A 19,186-nucleotide genomic window follows, 5' to 3' on the forward strand; every position below is an offset into this window, starting at 1 on the left:
GGCAGGCCCGGCGGGAGCGGCAGGCTCGGCGGGCTCGGCGACCGCGACGGCGACGACCACGATGACCGTCACCACCGGCGCCGCCCCGGGCTCCGGCGCGCCCGGCGGCGGCCCGGCCGAGGCCGCGGAGACGGCCGTACCCCGCGGCATCGGGGTCTCCGTCGCACCCGCCGACGCGCGCGCCAAGACCGAGGGCACCTTCCCGTACGCCGCCGACCTGTGGGCCGAGGGCCTGCTGTGGGCCGCCGTGCTGCGCTCCCCGCACGCCCACGCCCGCATCCTGTCCATCGAGACCTCGGCCGCCGCCGAGATGCCGGGCGTGCGCGCCGTCGTCACCCACGCCGACGTCCCCGGCGCCACCACCCACGGCCGGCGCATCGCCGACCGCCCGGTCTTCGCGCACGACGTGGTCCGCCACCACGGCGAGCCCATCGCCGCCGTCGCCGCCGACCACCCCGACACGGCGCGCCTCGCGGCCGCCGCGATCATCGTCGAGTACGAGCTCCTCGACGCCGTCACCGACCCCGAGCAGGCCTTCGGCGCCCCGCCCCTGCACCCCGACGGCAACCTGATCCGGCACATCCCGCTGCGCTACGGCGACCCGGAGGCCACCGGCGAGGTCGTCGTCGAGGGCCTGTACCGCATCGGCCGCCAGGACCCCGCCCCCATCGGCGCCGAGGCCGGGCTCGCCGTGCCCCGCCCCGACGGCGGCGTGGAGATCTACACCGCCTCCACCGACCCGCACCTGGACCGCGACCTGGCCGCGGCCTGCTTCGGCCTCGAACCGGACCGGGTCCGTGTCGTGGTCACCGGTGTGCCGGGGGCCACGGCCGACCGCGAGGACGCCGCCTTCCAGCTGCCGCTGGGCCTGCTCGCCCTGCGCACGGGCCACCCGGTCAAGCTGGCCGCCACCCGCGAGGAGTCCTTCCTCGGCCACACCCACCGCCACCCGACCCTGCTGCGCTACCGCCACCACGCGGACGCGGAGGGCCGCCTGGTCAAGGTCGAGGCCCAGATCCTGATGGACGCCGGCGCGTACGCGGACGCCTCCTCGGAATCCCTCGCGGCGGCCGTCGCGTTCGCCTGCGGCCCGTACGTGGTCCCGCACGCCTTCGTCGAGGGCTGGGCCGTCCGCACCAACAACCCGCCGTCCGGGCACGTCCGCGGCGAGGGCGCCATGCAGGTCTGCGCCGCGTACGAGGGCCAGATGGACAAGCTCGCGGCCGCCCTCGGCATCGACGGGGCGGAGCTGCGCCTGCGCAACGTCCTCGCCACCGGCGACCTGCTGCCCACCGGCCAGACGGTGACCTGCCCGGCCCCGGTCGCGGAACTCCTGCGGGCGGTCCGCGACTTCGAGCTGCCGTCGCTGCCGAAGGACACCCCCGAGGAGGAGTGGCTGCTGCCGGGCGGCCCGGAGGGCGCGGGCGAGCCGGGCGCGGTGCGGCGCGGGGTCGGGTACGGGGTCGGCATGGTGCACATGCTCGGCGCGGAGGGCACCGACGAGGTCTCCACGGCCACCGTCAAGGTGGTCAACGGCGTGGCCACGGTGATCTGCGCGGCCGTGGACACCGGCCAGGGCTTCGCCACCCTTGCCCGCCAGATCGTCCAGGAGGTCCTGGGCGTGGACGAGGTGACGACGGCCCCCGTCGACACCGACCAGCCCCCGGCCGGCCCCTCGGCACACGGCCGCCACACGTGGGTCTCGGGCGGGGCGGTGGAGCGCGCCGCGAAGATGGTCCGCACGCAGCTCCTGCAGCCGATGGCCCACAAGCTCGGCATGTCCACGGAGCTCCTCCAGGTCAAGGACGGCCGCATCACCTCGTACGACGGCGCGTTCTCGACCACGGTCGCGGAGGCGATGGCCGGCAAGGAACTCTGGGCCACCGCCCAGTGCCGCCCCCACCCCACGGAGCCGCTGGACGGCGACGGGCAGGGCGACGCATTCGTCGGCCTGGCCTTCTGTGCGATCCGCGCGGTGGTGGACGTGGACATCGAGCTCGGCACGGTGCGCGTGGTCGAACTGGCCGTGGCCCAGGACGTGGGCCGGGTCCTCAACCCCGCCCAGCTGCACGCCCGCATCGAAGCGGGCGTCACGCAGGGGGTCGGCGCGGCCCTGACGGAGAACCTCCGCTCGGTCGCCGGCATGGTCCGCCACCCCGACCTGACGGGCTACGCCCTGCCGACGTCGTTGGACGCCCCGGCGGTGCGGATCGTCAAGCTGGTGGAGGAGCGGGACGTGGTGGCCCCGTTCGGCGCGAAGGCGGCGAGCGCGGTCCCGGTGGTCACGGCCCCGGCGGCAGTGGCCTCGGCGGTCCGCGCGGCCACCGGCCGACCGGTCAACAGGCTCCCGATCAGGCCCTCGGCGGCGGTGGCGGCGCCCAACTCCTGACCGTGTGAGTCGCATTGCACGTGCAACCCGAGCTTGGGAGTGTCGGCACCGATCGCTAAAGTGATCGGTAAGACTTATTGCGTTCGCGTGCGAACGGGTGCAACGGGGACGGGGAGCGGTGCCTACACCGCACCCCACACGGGGAGACAAACGGGGAGGCCATCGTGGCAGAGAATGCAGCACCAGACCTGTTCGCAGGGCTGGCTGCCAGCGCGAGCGGCGCGGCGGCTGCGATCCGGGCTCAGGCCAAGGCGCTCGAGGTCGACTACGAGACGCTGTCGGGGTACAAGAAGGTCGTCGACGACCTCTTGAAGAAGCTGAACGACTCCCAGGCGGACGACAAGAAGCTGGCCCACGGCACCCTCCCCAAGGGCGCCCTGGGCAAGGACTTCGCCGAGGCGCAGGCCCTCTTCGACACGTACGCGAAGGTCCAGGAGCGGCTGGAGAACCTGTCGAAGGGGCTGGCGGGGCAGATCGAGGGCCTGGGCATCGCGATCCAGACGTCGGGCAAGGGCTTCGAGGACATGGACGAGGAGCAGAGGGCCCGTATGCGCGCCATCGTGGCCCAGTCCAAGAAGGACTACGACCCTGACCTGGACCCCCTCGTCCAGCAGCAGAAGAAGGAGCAGAAGGACGCCCAGACCGGTACGACCGGCGAGGCGAACAAGCCGAAGGGCCACATCTGATGGCGACGAACTTTGAGGGCTTCACCCACCAGCAACTCCTCGCCATGGTCGCTTCTCTCGACCCGGAGACGGTGAAGTCCCGCAGCACCTTGCTGACGGAGGCGGCGAAGACGATCAACGAGATCGGCAGTGCCCTCAAGAAGCACAAGGTGGAGGGGTGGGAAGGCGAGGCGGCCCACGACTTTGAGGACTGGACCAGCCGTACCGGTAGCGCGACGCTGCTTCTGGGCAAGTACAGCGCCGCGGCCGGCAAGTGGATGGGCGAGGCCGCCCAGACCATGGTCGAGGTAAAGGCCAACATCCCGGCCTACGACAGTTCGGCCGCGGAGAACTACGAGGCTGCCCGGAAGTACCACAACGACCCGGACGCCCAGAAGCTCGCGTCGGAGTCCCACGCCAAGCTCACCGGTGACCACCAGAAGGCCATCGACGCACTGACGAAGCTGGCCGGTTCGTACGAGCAGTCGAACACCCAGATCGCCAACGCGGAGATCCCGACGTTCCCGCCGCCGCCGGGGCCCTTCCAGCCGACCGGTGGGTACGCCGGTGGTAGCGACTACGTTTCGCGAGACGGTGGTGGAGGCGCTTCTGGTTCTGGCGGTGCCACGTATGCCCCGTCAACACCTCGGGGTACCGGACCTTCCAGCGAGCCTAGCGGTGTCCCCGGTCACCGGCCGGACGTCACGCTGCCCCCGACGACCGGGCCCGCGCCGGTTCCCGTGCTGCCGGACCACAACGTGGATGTGGACCTTGACCACGTGGGCACCCTGCCGGACAGGACCGTCCCGCCGGTCACCAACATGCCGAACATCCCGGGGCCCGGTCCGAGCGGCCCCGGCCCGGTTGCACCCATGCCGCCGATCGGGCTTCCGTCCCTCCCCGGGCCGACGCTGCCCGGCGGCGGGCCGGTAAGCAAGCTGCCGCCTCTGACGGGTCCTGGCGGCAAGTTCGGCGGTCCGACTCCGCCGCTTCCTCGTGACACGGGCATCATTGGCGGTCGCCAGGTAACCACCGGTGGCCCCACCCCGGGTCTCCCGCGCTCCACGGTCATCGGCACGGAGGGTGTGCAGGGCGGCCGCGGTATGGGCGGCGGCGGTATGCACCCCGGCGTGAGTGGTCCCCACGCTGGGGGGCCGGGCGGTTCCGCAGCGGGCCGCCGACTGGCCATGGAGCCGGGTGGTGTCATCGGCGGGCGTCAGCCCGGCGCGGTCGGTCGCCCGGTGGCGGGCGGTCAGCCGTTCACGCAGGGCGGTTCGGGCCTCGTGCGCAACACTCCTGCCTCCGGAGCGGGTCGCGGCACAATGGGTCCCGCCGGTGCGGGTGTCAACACGCCCGGCAACCGGCATGACCAGCGGACGGGCGACCGCCCCGATTACTTGTCCGAGGACGAAGAGACCTGGCAGAGCAGCGGCCGCGTTGTTCCGCCGGTCATCGACTGAGCAGAACGGACCTTTGCACGAGATGCGCATGCGTAAGGCGACCTCGGCCCTGATGGGACTGCTGCTGGCCGGGGTCGCCGCGACCCCGGCCCACGCGGACACGGTCCGGTCCAAGCAGTGGCATCTCGACGCCATGAAGGCTGATGACATTTGGAAACTCAGCACGGGCAAGGGCGTCACCGTAGCGGTGATCGACTCCGGTGTCGATGATATCCCCGAGCTAGAAGGCCAGGTTCTGAAGGGCCAGAATTTCGCTTCCGCCTCCTATAAGGGCGACGAGCGTACTGACTATGAGCGTCACGGTACGAGCATGGCCGCGGCAATCGCTGGAAACGGCAAGGGGCCAGGCGGAGTTGAAAGTGCGTTTGGCTTGGCCCCAGGAGCCAAGATCCTTCCGTTGCGGGTCGATGTGGGCGGTGATGGGCGGCCGCCTCTCGCGTCGATCGTTCAGGCGATTCGTTTTGCCGCTGACTCGGATGCCAAGGTTCTGAACATCTCGATGGGGCATTCGAGTGACAACAAAGACCTTGCCGCTGCGGTGCAGTATGCGATCGGGAAAGGGAAGCTGATCTTTGCTGCAGTCGGGAATGACGGAGAAAGTATCAATGACCTCCGATATCCAGCCGCAACGCCTGGGGTAGTGGGTGTCGGTGCCGTAGGCCCTGACGGTGTTGCAACCAAGGAGTCCCAGCACAACGCTTCTGTCGACATATCTGCTCCCGGCATCAATATCTTGACTGGCTGCAGCGGGGGTACGGGCCTCTGTAATAGCCACGGCACGAGCGACGCCACAGCCCTCGTCTCCGCGTCCGCGGCACTGCTCTGGTCGGCCCACCCCGACTGGACCAACAACCAGGTGCTCCGCGTCCTGCTGAACACGGCCGGCAAGGGCGACGACGGCAAGGAGCGCAACGACTACCTCGGCTACGGCATCGTCCGGCCGAAGGTCGCGCTGCCCACGCCCGGTGACCCCGGTCCGAAGGACGTGTACCCGCTCCCCGACCTGGCGGCAGCAGACGGCAAGAAGTCGCCCGCCCCGTCCGCCGACGCCAAGAACCCGGCATCCAGCGCGCCCCGGGCCGAGGCCAAGGCGGAGGACAAGGGCAGCAGCCTGCCCTGGCTCGCGCTGGGGCTCGGGGCCTGCGTCCTCGTCGGCGGCGGTGCCGTCACCGCGGTCCTCGTCCGCCGCAGGGGCCACTGAGCCGGCTCCCCGCCACCCCATCGGGTGATCGGCAGGGCCGGAATCCAGCCCGCCCCGTGGCCGGGCCGGATCCTGCCCGGCCACGGCCCACCCGGGCCCGAGGCGGGTCGGCGCGGTGACGCACCCTGGCCGGTAATCGACTGCGCGACAACGCACCGTGCCAGGCTGGCCGCTCCGACCCCGCCCGGAGCCAGGAGCGTGCCGCGTGTCGTTCGACGAGGAGTGGTCCTTCGCCCGGGCCAACGCCAGGCCCGCGGTCGGCGGCTTCGCCACCGCGGACCTGGAGCTCAACCAGGACCACATCGGCGCTGTCGGCACGGCCGCGTTCCAGCTCCACGGACGCCTCGGCACCGACGGCCGGCACGCCGCCAGGGCGACCACGGAAGCGGCAACCGCGCTCACCCACGAAGGCTTCGCCAGCGGCCCCGCCCTGCACAAGGCGCAGACCCGCTGGGAGTCCCAGCTCCAGACCCTCCTCGCAGCCTGCGCGAACATCTCCAACGGCCTGGACTACTCCCTCTCCGCCCACGCCAAGGAGGAGCACGAGCTCCACGCCGCCTTCACCGCGTCCAAGCTCGACCAGCTCCTCACCTGACAGGGCAGGCGGCGCGCGCGTGCTGACGTACGAGAACGTGATGAACGCCCCGCTGGACAAGCTCCAGACGGCGATCACCGACTGGGGCGCGATGGCCAAGAAGCTCGACGAGCTCGCCGAGGCGGCCCTCGGCGGCATGAAGGCCAAGTCGGACAAGGCGCAGTGGACCGGTGTCACGGCCGGCGTGGCGCGGTCGCTGGTAGACAAGACGGCCAAGGAGTTCGCGGACGCCGCCCGGCAGGCCAGGGGCATCCACCTCGTCCTCACCGACGGGCACACCACCCTCAAGGCCGCCCAAGCCGAGATCCGGAAGCTGGTCGAGGAGGCGCCGGCCGCCGGGTTCCGGATCGACGGCTCCGGCCGGGTCTCGCCCCTCCAACCCGCCGACCCCCAGGAGGAGTACGCGGCCCGGCACGACCCGGACCACCAGGAGTTGCTCCGCAGGAACCGTCGCCTCTGGCAGGAGCGCGTCGACCGGGCCGTGGAGAACGCCCAGGACGCCGACGCCTCGCTGGTCCGCGTCCTGCAGGCCAACGCCGCACACGACCACGACTTCGGCCCGCCCCGCTACACGACCCTGGACGCCGAGCAGGTCGACCGCGCCGCCGAGCTGATGAGGAGGCTCACGGCGGCGGGCGGGGGCGGTACGGCACGGAACCCGGAGGCGCTGCGCGAGCTGGAGGACCTCCTCGACGACAACCGCGACGACCCGGAGTTCGCGACGGGCTTCTACCGCCGGATGGGCCCCGAGGGGGTGCTGACGGCGTACGCGACGATGTCGCTGGACTCCGCCGCCCTCGGCCGGGCCGGCCTGGACCGCGCGCTCATGGTCGGCCACATCCAGGACGACCTGGGCGCGATGCTGGGCCTGGCCACGCACAGGGGCGTCCCGAACCACCTCGATGCCGCCTGGACGACGGCACTCATGCGGGCCGGCCGCAAGGAGCTGGACGTCGGCCTGGCCCAGCCGGTGTACGGCTACCAGGCGCTCGGCGCGCTGCTGCGGGAGGGCTCATACGACACGGAGTTCCTGACCGCGGTCGGACGGGACATTGTCGCCATGGACCGCAAGAACCTCGGGATCTGGGAGTCCGGCGCTCCCGCCGACCCGACGGCCGTCCTCAACCACAGGGCCGACGGAGGCCGCGGCTTCCACCCGCTCACCGGGCTCATGGAGGCCCTCGGGAACAACCCGGACGCGGCGACGGCCTTCTTCAACGAGCCGGTCCGCGAGGACAGCGACGGCGACGGCCTCGTCACCCGCACCGACAAGCCGGTCGGCGGGCCGCACGGCCGGGCGCGCGGCATGGTCGACTACATGCTGGACAAGAAGCCGTACGCGGACGGCTTCGACATCGCCCCGACCGGTGCTCCGCACCCCGCGCAGGACGCGCTCGGCGGCGCGCTCGAAGCGGCGGTGTCGGGGCGGCCCGCGGGCGACGAAACGGCGAAGCCGGTCCCGCATACCAGGGAGATGGCGGCCGTCATGGAACGGGTCGTCGAGAAGATCGGCGAGAACCCCGAGCTGGTCGCGGCGAAACCGGGCGAGAGCGAGGGCCCACTGAAGGGCCTGTCCGGCCACTTCGGGCAGATGGCCGCGGAGTACATGCCGGACCTCCAGGCGTCCGCGGAGAACGGCAGCGGCCAGATCAAGGCCAACGGGGTGATGGCCGGGTTCCACAAGGCCGACATGGCCGCGTTCATCGGAGCGGTGGGCCAGGACCCCGACGCGTACGGCGCGATCACCACCGCCCAACGGGCCTTCACCACGACCCTCGTCCACGACGTCATCGCGCACCGCGAGGACCACTCGGAGTTGGACGCGGCGATCAAGGCCGCCGTCCATCCGGGCGGCCAGATCGCGGGCATCCTCTCCGAGGCCAGGGCGGAGGGCGTCTTCGCCGAGAACGCCCACCAGCAGGAGGAGTACGTCAAGGGCGTCGAGAACAACGCCAAGTGGATCAACAGGGGCATCAGCGCAGCAGGCGTGAAGTACGTGGAGCTGATTCCGCTGGCCGGAGACGTGGTGGAGTGGCTCCAGGAGGACGGTACGGCGAGTGTGGTCGAGGGGGCGAGGAAGGACGCAGCGAAGAGGGCGGACGAGGCCAATGCCAAGGCGGTGATGGACTACACGAATGCAGAGGCGGGCGCGGCTGTGTCCGCGGCGGCCTCGGTCCGCAAGGTTGCAGAAGGGTCCGGCATGCACGAGCAGGACATTGCCGACCTCGCGGGGGTGGCGTCGACGGAGACGGCGAACGCACACGCCGTTGGGCGTGGGCAGGTGGCTACCTCGAACGCCGGCTCTTGATGCGCGTCACCCGCACCCCGCTTCGTCTCATGATGCTGCTGGTTGCGGCAGGGGCGGCTCTCGGCTGTTCGAAGGAGGCGCCGCCGGCTGCGCCACAACTGCCGGAGCGCTCTTGCTTCGGTGTCTTCACGCGCGACGACCTTGCCCCCTTGGTCGGCAAGGGCCGGGAGGTGAAGGAGGTGTCGCCGGTCGACCTCCGCCTCACCGCCGATCGGAACGGCGGGACCTGCAACGTCTACGTCGATGGAAAGGATCGCGTCCTCGCGTGGGCGACGCGCCAACCCCTGGGCCAGCACTTATTCACCAACGTCGACGACCAGCACCCCGACCCCCTCCCGTACGCCGAGCACGGCAAGGTGTGGGACAGCGGTGCGCTCGTCACCCTCACCTGCACGGGCGCCGAAGACTCCTTCGAGCTCGAACTGTGGTTGAGCGGCACGGTCCAGAGCGCCGACCGCCCCGGAGCGTCCCGCCCCGTCCTGACCGCGCTCATGCAGAAGTACCTGGCCGCGGCCAAGCAGCAGACCCAATGCGGCGGCACGCACTAGGCATGCCGAAGGCCGTCCAGGTCGCGCCGTGCCTGGACGGCCTTCGGGAGAGGCCGTGGCGGGAATTGAACCCGCGTGCCTCGCTTTGCAGGCGAGTCCCTAGGCCACTCGGGCACACGGCCTTGCGGTGTTGCTGGGACGACCGTACGAGCAGCCGCACACGGGGCGGAAGGGCTTCGGCGGGGGTGCCACACGACTGCCATGCGGCGTTCACAAACCGCGGGTCGTAGGTCCTGGGGACCAGGCGGGATAGGTCCTCCGGACAGGGGCCAAATGCGGTTTTGCCGCTTACTCTGGGGCGATGAGTGCCCTTGAGCCCCGCGTGTCACAGACGCCGAGCAGCGAGCAGGATCCCGTCCGGACGCAGGGCGGGATCCTGGCTTCCGCGTACCGGACGCTCAGCTTCGGGATGATCTCCTGCATCTTCCTCATCGCGTTCGAGGCGACCGCCGTCGGCACCGCCATGCCGGTCGCCGCGCGCGAGCTCGACGGGGTCGGGCTGTACGCCTTCGCCTTCTCCGCGTACTTCACCACCAGCCTCTTCGGCATGGTGCTGTCCGGGCAGTGGTGCGACCGGCAGGGGCCGCTGCGGCCGCTGGCCGTGGGGATCGGAGCCTTCGCCGCCGGGCTGGTGTGCTCGGGCACCGCCTCGCTCATGGGGGTGTTCGTGCTCGGGCGGGCCGTGCAGGGCTTCGGTGGCGGGCTCGTCATCGTCGCCCTGTACGTCGTCGTGAGCCGGGCCTACGAGGAGCGGCTGCGCCCGGCGATCATGGCGGCCTTCGCCGCGAGCTGGGTGGTGCCCTCGATCGTCGGGCCGCTCGCCGCCGGGACCGTGACCGAGCACTTCGGGTGGCGGTGGGTGTTCCTCGGGATCCCCGTCCTGGTCGTCGTCCCGCTCGCCGTGGCGCTGCCCGCGATCCGGCGCAGCGCCTCCGGGCCCGTGGATCCGGATGCGCCGCCCGCCGCGTTCGACCGGCGCCGGATCCGGCTCGCGCTCGGGATCTCCGTCGGGGCGGGGCTGCTGCAGTACGCCGCCCAGGATCTGCGGTGGCTGTCGCTGCTGCCCGCCGCGGCCGGGGCCGGCCTGCTGGTCCCCGCGGTGCTGGGGCTGCTGCCGCGCGGGACGTACCGGGCGCGGCGCGGGCTGCCCGCGGTGGTCCTGCTGCGCGGGGTCGCGGCGGGCTCGTTCATCGCGGCGGAGAGCTTCGTGCCGCTGATGCTGGTCACCCAGCGGGGGCTGAGCCCGACGCTGGCCGGGTTCTCGCTGGCGCTGGGCGGGCTGACCTGGGCCGGCGGCTCCTGGATCCAGTCCAAGGGGCGGGTGGCGCCGTACCGGGAGCGGCTGATGGTGCTCGGGATGGTGATGGTGGCCGCGGCCATCGCGGGCGCGCCGGCGGTGCTGGTGCCGTGGGTGCCGGTGTGGACGCTGGCGCTCGCCTGGGGCGTGGGGTGCCTCGGGATGGGGCTGGTGATCGGCTCGACCAGCGTGCTGCTGCTGAAGCTGTCGGCGCCGGAGGAGGCGGGGGCGAACTCCGCCGCCCTGCAGATCTCCGATGCGCTGGCCAACGTGGTGCTGCTCGCGGCCGGCGGGGCGGCCTTCGCCGCGCTCGGCGGGGGAGCGGTGGGGGCCGGGCACGCCGTCTCGGACGCCGCGGGCGGGGCCGGGGCCTCGCACCCCGCCGCGTTCGTGATCGTCTTCCTTCCGATGGCCGCCGTCGCCCTGGTCGGCGCCTGGGTCGCCACGCGGCTCCACGAGCGTCCCGCCGCCCCGAAATCCGCCTGACACGCCGCACGCCGCACCGCTACTGTCCGTACATGAACGACCTCCTCGTCCGCCTGTCCTCCGCCGAGCGCGCCGAGCTCGACGACCTCGCCGACGCCACCGGCTGCACCCCGCAGGAGCTGGCCCTCGCCGCCGTACGGGAGCACCTGCGGCGGGAGCGGGACCGGGTCGGCGATGCGGCCGGGCGGCTCGCCGAGCGGCACGCCGCGCTCCTGAAGCGGCTCGGATCATGAGCAGCACGAGCAATCGGAGCACGAGCAGCACGGGCAGAACGGGCAGTACGGGCGGCACGAGCAGTGCCGTGCGCCACCTCACCCTCGCCGAGGTCCTCGACCTGGCCCGGCACGCCTGCCTCGCCCAGGACCAGCCGGTGGAGCTGCGCGCCCCCGGCCTGCTGGAGTCGGCCGTGCACCGGCCACGGGCCCGCATGTTCGGGACCCCGGCGTACGCGGACCGCTACGAGCAGGCCGCCGCGCTGCTCCACGGGATCGCCTCGAACCATCCCCTGGTCGACGGGAACAAGCGCACGGCCTGGCTCGCCGCCGCGACGTTCCTCGCCGTCAACGACGTCGACCTCGCCGGCGCCGACCAGGACGCCGCCTACGCCCTCGTCATCGACGTGGCCTCCGGAGCCGAGGCCGAGGTGGCGGTGATCGCAGAGCGGCTGCGGCAGTTGAGCCGGATGTGACGCTCGCCGCACCCCGCGAGGTCACGGGCCTGTCCCTCCGCGAGGGGCGGGCCCGCACCGGTAGGGTGGCCCGGTTGTCCTCCGTACGACCATGATCACGACCGTAAGACCATGATCACGACGGCGAGCACGACGACCGCCGCCGCCGACGACGAGAGCACGAACCGGAGACCGTGACTACTACCGCCTCCCACCACCTCTCACCCGCCTTCCCCGGCCGTGCCCCCTGGGGTACCGCCAGCAAGCTGCGCGCCTGGCAGCAGGGCGCTCTGGACAAGTACATCCAGAGCCAGCCGCGGGACTTCCTCGCGGTCGCCACGCCCGGCGCCGGCAAGACGACCTTCGCGCTCACCCTCGCCTCCTGGCTGCTGCACCACCACGTCGTGCAGCAGGTGACCGTCGTCGCGCCGACCGAGCACCTGAAGAAGCAGTGGGCCGAGGCCGCCGCCCGGATAGGCATCCGGCTCGACCCCGAGTACTCGGCCGGGCCGCTCAGCAAGGACTACCACGGCGTCGCCGTCACCTACGCCGGTGTCGGTGTCCGCCCCATGCTCCACCGCAACCGCTGCGAACAGCGCAAGACCCTCGTCATCCTCGACGAGATCCACCACGCCGGCGACTCCAAGTCCTGGGGCGAGGCCTGCCTGGAGGCCTTCGACCCGGCGACCCGCCGCCTCGCCCTGACCGGCACCCCGTTCCGCTCCGACACCAACCCGATCCCGTTCGTGACGTACGAGGAGGGCAACGACGGCATCCGCCGCTCCTCCGCCGACTACACCTACGGCTACGGCAACGCCCTCGGCGACGGCGTCGTGCGCCCCGTCATCTTCCTCTCCTACAGCGGCAACATGCGCTGGCGCACCAAGGCCGGCGACGAGATCGAGGCCCGCCTCGGCGAGCCGATGACCAAGGACGCCATCAGCCAGGCCTGGCGCACCGCCCTCGACCCGCGCGGCGACTGGATGCCCAACGTGCTGCGCGCCGCCGACCAGCGCCTGACCGAGGTCCGCAAGAGCATCCCCGACGCCGGCGGCCTCGTCATCGCCTCCGACCAGGACTCCGCGCGCGCCTACGCCAAGCTGATCCGCGAGATCACCGGCGCCAGGGCCACGCTCGTGCTCTCCGACGACGCCGGCGCCTCCAAGCACATCGACACCTTCAGCGGAAACGACGACCGCTGGATGGTGGCGGTCCGCATGGTGTCCGAGGGCGTCGACGTCCCGCGCCTCGCGGTCGGCGTGTACGCGACGACGATCTCGACCCCGCTGTTCTTCGCGCAGGCCGTCGGCCGCTTCGTACGGTCGCGCAGGCGCGGCGAGACCGCATCCGTGTTCCTTCCGACGATCCCCTACCTCCTCGGCTTCGCCAACGAGATGGAGGTCGAGCGCGACCACGCCCTGGACCGGCCGAAGAAGGCGGGCGAGGACGAGGACCCGTACGCCGAGTCCGAGAAGGAGATGGAGGAGGCGAACCGGCAGGAGGACGAGGACACCGGCGAGGACGAGCAGATGTCCTTCGAGGCGCTGGAGTCCGACGCCGTCTTCGACCGCGTCCTGTACGACGGCGCCGAGTTCGGCATGCAGGCCCACCCCGGCAGCGAGGAGGAGCAGGACTACCTCGGCATCCCCGGACTGCTGGAGCCCGAGCAGGTCCAGCTGCTGCTGCAGAAGCGCCAGTCCCGGCAGATCGCGCACAGCCGCCGCAAGCCCGACGCCGAGGCGGACCTGCTGGAGCTGCCCGCCGAACGCCGCCCCGTGGTCTCCCACAAGGAACTGCTGGAGCTGCGCAAGTCGCTCAACACGATGGTGGGCGCGTACGTCCACCAGAGCGGCAAGCCGCACGGCGTCATCCACACCGAACTGCGGCGCGTCTGCGGCGGCCCGCCGAGCGCCGAGGCGACCGCCGGACAGCTGAAGGAACGCATCAAGAAGGTGCAGGAGTGGGCCACCCGGATGCGGTGATCCCGACGGGCGGCCGGCCCGCCCGCCCTCGTCCGATCGCACAGGCGGACGAGGGCCGGGACGGTCCGGAAGTCGGTCACAACCACGATCCGAACCGCCATAAAAGGGCCGTTGGCGCCCGGATTCTGGACGAGGACTTCCGCTGAGCGGACCCGCTCGCTACTGTCCCCGCATCGAACGCCCCGTGGCAGCGCCGCCGCGGGAGCGCAGCCGGTGCCATGGCCGCTACCGGCGGCCTCTCCGTGCGTCGCCGTGGGACCGGCGTCGTTTCCCCCGAGAGTCACCGCCGCTCACCAACGAGGGAGAGGCGTCGTGACCGCGGAAACCTCACAGACTCTCGACCGGGGACTCAGAGTCCTCAAACTGCTCGCCGACACCGACCACGGTCTGACCGTCACCGAGCTCTCCAACCGCCTCGGTGTCAACCGCACCGTGGTCTACCGCCTGTTGGCCACGCTCGAACAGCACGCCTTGGTCCGCCGCGACCTCGGCGGGCGGGCCCGCGTCGGCCTTGGCGTGCTGCGGCTGGGCCGCCAGGTCCACCCGCTCGTGCGCGAGGCGGCCCTGCCCGCGCTGCGCGCCCTCGCCGAGGACATCGGCGCCACCGCGCACCTGACCCTCGTCGACGGCACCGAGGCGCTGGCCGTCGCCGTCGTCGAACCCACCTGGACCGACTACCACGTGGCCTACCGGGCCGGCTTCCGCCACCCGCTGGACCGCGGGGCCGCCGGGCGCGCCATCTTGGCCGCCCGCCAGGGCACCCTCATCGAGCCCGGGTACACCCTGACCCACGGCGAGCTCGAAGCGGGCGCCAGCGGGGCCGCCGCGCCGCTCGTCGGGATCACCGGGCTGGAGGGCAGCGTCGGCGTCGTCATGCTGGCCGACGCCGTGCCCGAGCGGGTTGGGCCGCGCGTCGTGGACGCGGCCCGCGAAGTCGCCGACGCCCTCCGCTGACGGGCCGTGCCGTTGACGCCTGCGCTGGCGGGCTGTGCCGTCCCCGCCACTGGCGGGCCGAGCCGTTTCCCCTGCGCTGACGCCTGCGCAGGCGGCCTGCGCTGACCGCCGTCGTACGGAGCCGCCGTGGCGCGTGACCCGCGCCACGCCTCTGCCTTCGAAGCCGGGGTCCGGCAAATCCAGCCCCGCCGGCGTTTGAGGTGCGGGGTCTGGGTCAGCGCCCCAGCAACCCAGCCGCCACCTTCGAAGCCGAGGGTCGCCCATCCCAGCTCCGCCGGCGTTTGAGGCGCGGGGTTCGGGGCGGAGCCTCAGCAACCCCCGCCTGTCGGCTTTCGTAGCCGGGTCCGGCCATCTCAGCTTCCCCGGCGTTTGAGGCGCGGGGTCTGGGTCAGCGCCCCAGCAACCCAGCCGCCACCTTCGAAGCCGGGGGCCGACGATCCCAGCCTCGCCGGCGTTTGAGGCGCGGGGTTTGGGGCGGAGCCCCAGGAAACCCGGCTCCGCCGGGCACCGGGCTCCGCCCGGACCCTCCCCCAGACTCCGTCCGGGGGGACCCCCAACTCAAACGCCGGCGAGGCTGGATATGCCGGACCCCCGTTTCAGGCGTCGGCGAAGCCGGCCGGGCTTCTGGGGCTCCGCCCCAGCCCCAGCCCCGCGCCTCAACGCCGACGAGGCTGGGTTTGCCGGAGCCAGGCTTCGGAAGCAGGCGGCTAGGCCGGAGGTACCTGGGCCTCGGGACGGGGGCGGTCCTCACCGAGGGGAACCGGGTGCGCTGAGGGGGTCGTACGGGAGGTGTAACCGGAGGCGGCGGCCCGCGTAACACCGCCCCCGCACGCTGGCCGGTATGCACACCCCGGACACCGCCACCGCCACCCACTGCCCGTACTGCGCACTGCAGTGCGGCATGAACCTCCGCCCCACGCCGAACGGCACGGGCGTGGCGGTGGAGGAGCGGGCCGACTTCCCCGTGAACCGGGGCGCCCTGTGCGGCAAGGGCCGCACCGCGCCCGCCGTGCTCTCCTCCCGGGTGCGCCTGACCGAGCCGCTGATCCGCACCCGTGCCGGGCGGCTGGAGCCGGCCACCTGGGAGGAGGCCCTCGACGCCGTCGCCGAGGGCCTCGCCCGCACCCGCCGCGCCCACGGCCCCGACGCGGTCGGCGTCTTCGGCGGCGGCGGCCTCACGAACGAGAAGGCGTACGCGCTCGGCAAGTTCGCCCGCGTCGCGCTGCGCACCTCCCAGATCGACTACAACGGCCGCTTCTGCATGTCCTCGGCCGCCGCCGCCCACCAGCGGGCCTTCGGACTCGACCGCGGACTGCCCTTCCCCCTGGAGGACATCCCGCGCACCGGCTGCGTGATCCTCGTCGGCTCGAACCCGGCCGAGACCATGCCGCCCGCCCTGCGCTACCTCACCGAGCTCAAGGCGAACGGCGGCACCCTCATCGTCGTCGACCCGCGCCGCACCCGCACCGCCGAGCACGCGGACCTGCACCTGGCCCCCCGTCCGGGCACCGACCTCGCGCTCGCTCTCGGCCTGCTGCACCTCGTCGTCGCCGAGGGGCGCACCGACGAGGCCTTCATCGCGGAGCGCACCACCGGCTGGGAGGAGGCCCGCGCGGCGGCCATGGCGCACTGGCCGGAGCTGGTCGAGCGGATCACCGGCGTCCCCGTGCCCAAGCTCCGCGAGGCGGTCTCGCTGTTCTGCGCCCCGTCCTCGGCCATGGTGCTCACCGCCCGCGGGCCCGAGCAGCAGTCCAAGGGCACGGACACCGTCGGCGCGTGGATCAACCTGTGCCTGGCCACCGGCCGGGCCGGCCGGCCGCTCTCCGGCTACGGCTGCCTCACCGGCCAGGGCAACGGGCAGGGCGGCCGCGAACACGGCCAGAAGGCCGACCAGCTCCCCGGTTACCGCAAGCTCGCCGACCCGGCCGCCCGCGCCCACGTCGCGGAGGTCTGGGGCGTCGACCCCGACACCCTGCCCGGCCCGGGCCGCAGCGCGTACGAACTCCTCGACGCCCTCGGCACGGACGTGAAGGCGCTGCTCCTCATGGGCTCCAACCCGGTGGTCTCGGCCCCCCGCGCCGCCCACGTCGAGGACCGCATCCGCTCCCTGGACTTCCTGGCCGTGGCCGACGTGGTCCTCTCCGAGACCGCGGCCCTCGCGGACGTGGTCCTGCCCGTCACCCAGTGGGCGGAGGAGACCGGCACCACCACCAACCTGGAAGGACGGGTGCTGCTGCGCCGCCGCGCCCTGAGCCCACCGCCGGGCGTCCGCAGTGACCTGGAGGTCCTGCACGGGCTCGCCGGCCGCCTCGGCATCGAGAAGGGCTTCCCCACCGCCCCCGAGGAGGTGTTCGAGGAACTCCGCCGGGCCTCCGCCGGCGGCCCGGCCGACTACTCCGGCATCTCCTACGCCCGCATCGAGACCGAGCAGGGCGTCTTCTGGCCCTGCCCCGAGGGCTCCCCGGGGCAGCCCCGGCTCTTCCTGGACCGGTTCGCCACCGAGGACGGGCGGGCCCGCTTCGCCCCCGTCTCCCACCGGGACGCGGCCGAAGTCCCCGACGCCGAGTACCCGATCCTGCTCACCACCGGCCGGGTGGTCGCCCAGTACCAGTCCGGCGCCCAGACCCGCCGGGTGGACGAGCTGAACGCCGCCGCCCCCGGCCCGTTCGTGGAGCTCCACCCCCGCCTGGCCGCCCGCCTGGGCGTGGTCGAGGGCACCCCGCTCGCGGTCGTCTCCCGCCGCGGCCGCGCCGTCGCCCCGGCCCGCATCACCGACGCGATCCGTGCGGACACGGTGTTCATGCCGTTCCACTGGCCGGGCGAGGGCCGCGCCAACGCCCTGACCAACCCGGCCCTGGACCCGGTCTCCCGCATGCCGGAGTTCAAGGTCTGCGCGGTCCGCGTCGAACCGGCGGCCTAGCCGCGCCGCCCGGGGGCCTCGTCCGCGTCCTCACGCACCGCCGTCCGCGAACACCCGCTCCACCGCCGCCAGCAGGCGCCGTGCGAGACCCGGCTCGTCGATGCCGAGCGAGGGGTATTCGGCCCGGAAGCCGCTCCAGTCGGTGTCGGCGAACCCGTCGAACGTGGCGGGCGAGAGCGGCACCATGCCCGCGACCTCGAACTCGCCGGACAGTCGGAACACCTGCTCCAGCAGCTCGCGCGGCAGGGCGCAGCTCTCCGCGAGCAGCACCGCGTCGTAGAGGTCCTTGCCCTGCGGGTAGAGGTCCCCGGCCAGCCACATCAGCTTCCACGCGAGGGAGAGCTCGCGCGTGGCGCCGAGCAGCGGCACCCCGGCCACCTCCACCGGCTCCGGAGCCGCCGGCAGCGGCTCGTTGAAGACGAAGTCCAACTGGACCTGCCCGCCCGGCAGCCCCGGCGCGTACCAGGGCAGCACCAGCCGCCGGCCGGGCACGCGCTCGTACGTCCAGATGTACTCGGACGCCGCCTCATCGGCCGGCATGTCCAGGCCCCCGGCCAGCCGTTCGGCGGCCGCGGCGATCTCGTCGAGCATCCGCCCGGTGCGGTCCTCCTCGATCCGCCAGTCCGCCGGGACCACGACGAAGTCCAGGTCGTGCGGCTCCCGCGCCGCGGGACCGAACCACTGCCCCATGAGCATGCTGCCCCGCAGGACCAGCGACGACGCCCATCCGGCGTCGTACACGGCGTGCAGGGCGACCTCCATCGCCGTGCGCCGGGCCTGCAGCCAGGCCGTGCGGACCGCAGGGTCCTCGATCCTCGGGTCCAGCGGTCGGTACGCGTCGTCGAACTGCTTCAGTGCCGGATCGAAGACCCGGTGCCGGGCGGCGCTCTCACCGATCCCCGCGGTCAGGGTGTACGGCAGACCCGTCTTCCGGTGCAGCCGGTCACCCAACGGCTCGTCCCCCCACGGCCCGTCCGCGATCGACGGCTTCCACTGTTCCCCGGTCATGCCCGTATCGCCTCCTCGATCCAGCCCTCGTCCACGGTCAGGTCGCTGTCGTACAGCACGAACTCCCGCTCCTCCGAGTCGATTTCGTAGCCGGCGGCGAGGAGCTGCGCGACCAGCGCGTCGCAGGCGCGGCCCGCGCCGGCCACCCCGGCCGCACCCGCAGGGCCCCGCCACCGCTGGGTGACGAAGCGCTCCTGGCGGCCGTCGGCCCGTACGCGGCGGGCATTCCACGACAGGTGCGCCCCGTGCGGGGCCACCAGGGCCTCCAGGCGGGTCCGGTCGTGGACGGCCGGGAGCAGCAGCTTCAGGTGGTGCTCGAAGTAGCCGCCGCCCGGCCCCGGCAGGTCCCGGGTCCACGGCACCGTCTCCACCTTGACCCGGACCGGGTCGAAGCCGTCCGCCCGCAGCCGCGGCACCAGGCCCTCGTGGCCGTCCCGGTCCGCCAGGGTCAGCATCGGCTGCGACGCCATCCGGCCCCGGGCCAGCACGATGTGGGTCACCTTCAGCCCCCGCGCCCCGGCCCAGGCCTCCAGCCGGGCCAGCTCCGCCGGGTCCGGGCAGCGCACGGTGATGTGGGTTTCGTACTCGGACATGGAAGCGATCTTCTCGGACATGCGTCCGATCCGCATCGGGGTTCTCCGCGGCGGGTAACCATCCGGTCACGCACCGGACCCAGAAAGTGCTCGCACGCCCCTCGTGGCGGCGA

General features: G+C 72.7%; 15 protein-coding genes and 1 tRNA gene. 13 read left to right on the top strand and 3 right to left on the bottom strand.

What is annotated here, in order from left to right; all coding sequences use genetic code 11:
• Nucleotides 1-61: 61 nt before the first annotated feature.
• The 7 genes from AB0F11_RS05495 to AB0F11_RS05525 all read left to right on the top strand — a co-directional run bounded on the left by AB0F11_RS05495 (nucleotide 62) and on the right by AB0F11_RS05525 (nucleotide 9,166).
• Nucleotides 62-2,389 (top strand): xanthine dehydrogenase family protein molybdopterin-binding subunit, encoded by a 2,328-nt coding sequence (locus AB0F11_RS05495; RefSeq protein WP_362168901.1) that lies wholly within the window; start codon nucleotides 62-64, stop codon nucleotides 2,387-2,389.
• 164 nt (nucleotides 2,390-2,553) lie between these two features.
• Nucleotides 2,554-3,075 carry a DUF2563 family protein gene (locus tag AB0F11_RS05500; RefSeq protein WP_362168722.1) on the top strand — a complete coding sequence of 174 codons (522 nt, stop codon included), beginning with the start codon at nucleotides 2,554-2,556 and terminating at the stop codon, nucleotides 3,073-3,075.
• The gene (locus tag AB0F11_RS05505) at nucleotides 3,075-4,514 is read left to right on the top strand and encodes a hypothetical protein (protein WP_362168724.1); all 1,440 of its coding nucleotides are present in this window, start codon (nucleotides 3,075-3,077) and stop codon (nucleotides 4,512-4,514) included. Before AB0F11_RS05500 ends, AB0F11_RS05505 begins: the two co-directional genes overlap by 1 nt.
• A 28-nt stretch (nucleotides 4,515-4,542) precedes the next feature.
• Nucleotides 4,543-5,715: a type VII secretion-associated serine protease mycosin gene (gene mycP, locus AB0F11_RS05510; RefSeq protein ID WP_362168726.1), complete on the top strand. Its 1,173-nt coding sequence runs from the start codon at nucleotides 4,543-4,545 to the stop codon at nucleotides 5,713-5,715.
• 205 nt (nucleotides 5,716-5,920) lie between these two features.
• Nucleotides 5,921-6,310 carry a hypothetical protein gene (locus AB0F11_RS05515; protein ID WP_362168728.1) on the top strand — a complete coding sequence of 130 codons (390 nt, stop codon included), beginning with the start codon at nucleotides 5,921-5,923 and terminating at the stop codon, nucleotides 6,308-6,310.
• A 19-nt stretch (nucleotides 6,311-6,329) separates the two neighbouring features.
• A complete protein-coding gene (locus tag AB0F11_RS05520; RefSeq protein ID WP_362168730.1) occupies nucleotides 6,330-8,618 on the top strand; it encodes a DUF6571 family protein in 2,289 nt (762 codons plus the stop codon).
• A 29-nt stretch (nucleotides 8,619-8,647) separates the two neighbouring features.
• Nucleotides 8,648-9,166 carry a hypothetical protein gene (locus AB0F11_RS05525; protein ID WP_362168732.1) on the top strand — a complete coding sequence of 173 codons (519 nt, stop codon included), beginning with the start codon at nucleotides 8,648-8,650 and terminating at the stop codon, nucleotides 9,164-9,166.
• 50 nt (nucleotides 9,167-9,216) lie between these two features.
• Here AB0F11_RS05525 and AB0F11_RS05530 read toward each other — a convergent pair.
• A tRNA-Cys gene (locus tag AB0F11_RS05530) sits at nucleotides 9,217-9,288 on the bottom strand.
• Between the two features lie 179 nt (nucleotides 9,289-9,467).
• Between AB0F11_RS05530 and AB0F11_RS05535 the strand changes: the two genes are divergently transcribed.
• From AB0F11_RS05535 to AB0F11_RS05560, 6 genes are all read left to right on the top strand, one after another.
• Nucleotides 9,468-10,949 (top strand): MFS transporter, encoded by a 1,482-nt coding sequence (locus tag AB0F11_RS05535; RefSeq protein WP_362168734.1) that lies wholly within the window; start codon nucleotides 9,468-9,470, stop codon nucleotides 10,947-10,949.
• A gap of 32 nt (nucleotides 10,950-10,981) precedes the next feature.
• Nucleotides 10,982-11,182, top strand: a complete 201-nt coding sequence (locus tag AB0F11_RS05540; RefSeq protein ID WP_362168736.1) for a hypothetical protein — start codon at nucleotides 10,982-10,984, stop codon at nucleotides 11,180-11,182.
• A 68-nt stretch (nucleotides 11,183-11,250) separates the two neighbouring features.
• Nucleotides 11,251-11,637 carry a type II toxin-antitoxin system death-on-curing family toxin gene (locus AB0F11_RS05545; RefSeq protein ID WP_362168903.1) on the top strand — a complete coding sequence of 129 codons (387 nt, stop codon included), beginning with the start codon at nucleotides 11,251-11,253 and terminating at the stop codon, nucleotides 11,635-11,637.
• Nucleotides 11,638-11,810: 173 nt separating this feature from the next.
• Entirely contained in the window at nucleotides 11,811-13,598 is a 1,788-nt protein-coding gene (locus AB0F11_RS05550) for a DEAD/DEAH box helicase (protein ID WP_362168737.1), read from the top strand.
• A 312-nt stretch (nucleotides 13,599-13,910) separates the two neighbouring features.
• The gene (locus tag AB0F11_RS05555) at nucleotides 13,911-14,552 is read left to right on the top strand and encodes a helix-turn-helix domain-containing protein (protein WP_361915523.1); all 642 of its coding nucleotides are present in this window, start codon (nucleotides 13,911-13,913) and stop codon (nucleotides 14,550-14,552) included.
• 841 nt (nucleotides 14,553-15,393) lie between these two features.
• Nucleotides 15,394-17,472: a molybdopterin oxidoreductase family protein gene (locus AB0F11_RS05560; RefSeq protein ID WP_362168739.1), complete on the top strand. Its 2,079-nt coding sequence runs from the start codon at nucleotides 15,394-15,396 to the stop codon at nucleotides 17,470-17,472.
• A gap of 30 nt (nucleotides 17,473-17,502) precedes the next feature.
• Here the strand turns inward: AB0F11_RS05560 and AB0F11_RS05565 are convergent, their stop codons facing one another.
• Entirely contained in the window at nucleotides 17,503-18,480 is a 978-nt protein-coding gene (locus AB0F11_RS05565; protein ID WP_362168741.1) for a nucleotidyl transferase AbiEii/AbiGii toxin family protein, read from the bottom strand.
• Nucleotides 18,477-19,073, bottom strand: a complete 597-nt coding sequence (locus AB0F11_RS05570) for a hypothetical protein (RefSeq protein WP_362168743.1) — start codon at nucleotides 19,071-19,073, stop codon at nucleotides 18,477-18,479. Before AB0F11_RS05570 ends, AB0F11_RS05565 begins: the two co-directional genes overlap by 4 nt.
• Between the last annotated feature and the right edge of the window lie 113 nt (nucleotides 19,074-19,186).

The organism is Streptomyces sp. NPDC032472 (genome assembly GCF_040636955.1).
Lineage (GTDB): Bacteria > Actinomycetota > Actinomycetes > Streptomycetales > Streptomycetaceae > Streptomyces.

Bases quoted from the DNA above. Each gene is read 5' to 3' on its own strand.
- AB0F11_RS05565 (WP_362168741.1), bottom strand. From the start codon at position 18,480: ATGACCGGGGAACAGTGGAAGCCGTCGATCGCGGACGGGCCGTGGGGG.
- AB0F11_RS05560 (WP_362168739.1), top strand. From the start codon at position 15,394: ATGCACACCCCGGACACCGCCACCGCCACCCACTGCCCGTACTGCGCA.
- AB0F11_RS05505 (WP_362168724.1), top strand. From the start codon at position 3,075: ATGGCGACGAACTTTGAGGGCTTCACCCACCAGCAACTCCTCGCCATG.
- AB0F11_RS05540 (WP_362168736.1), top strand. From the start codon at position 10,982: ATGAACGACCTCCTCGTCCGCCTGTCCTCCGCCGAGCGCGCCGAGCTC.
- AB0F11_RS05570 (WP_362168743.1), bottom strand. From the start codon at position 19,073: ATGTCCGAGTACGAAACCCACATCACCGTGCGCTGCCCGGACCCGGCG.
- AB0F11_RS05525 (WP_362168732.1), top strand. From the start codon at position 8,648: ATGATGCTGCTGGTTGCGGCAGGGGCGGCTCTCGGCTGTTCGAAGGAG.
- mycP (WP_362168726.1), top strand. From the start codon at position 4,543: ATGCGTAAGGCGACCTCGGCCCTGATGGGACTGCTGCTGGCCGGGGTC.
- AB0F11_RS05535 (WP_362168734.1), top strand. From the start codon at position 9,468: ATGAGTGCCCTTGAGCCCCGCGTGTCACAGACGCCGAGCAGCGAGCAG.
- AB0F11_RS05495 (WP_362168901.1), top strand. From the start codon at position 62: ATGACCGTCACCACCGGCGCCGCCCCGGGCTCCGGCGCGCCCGGCGGC.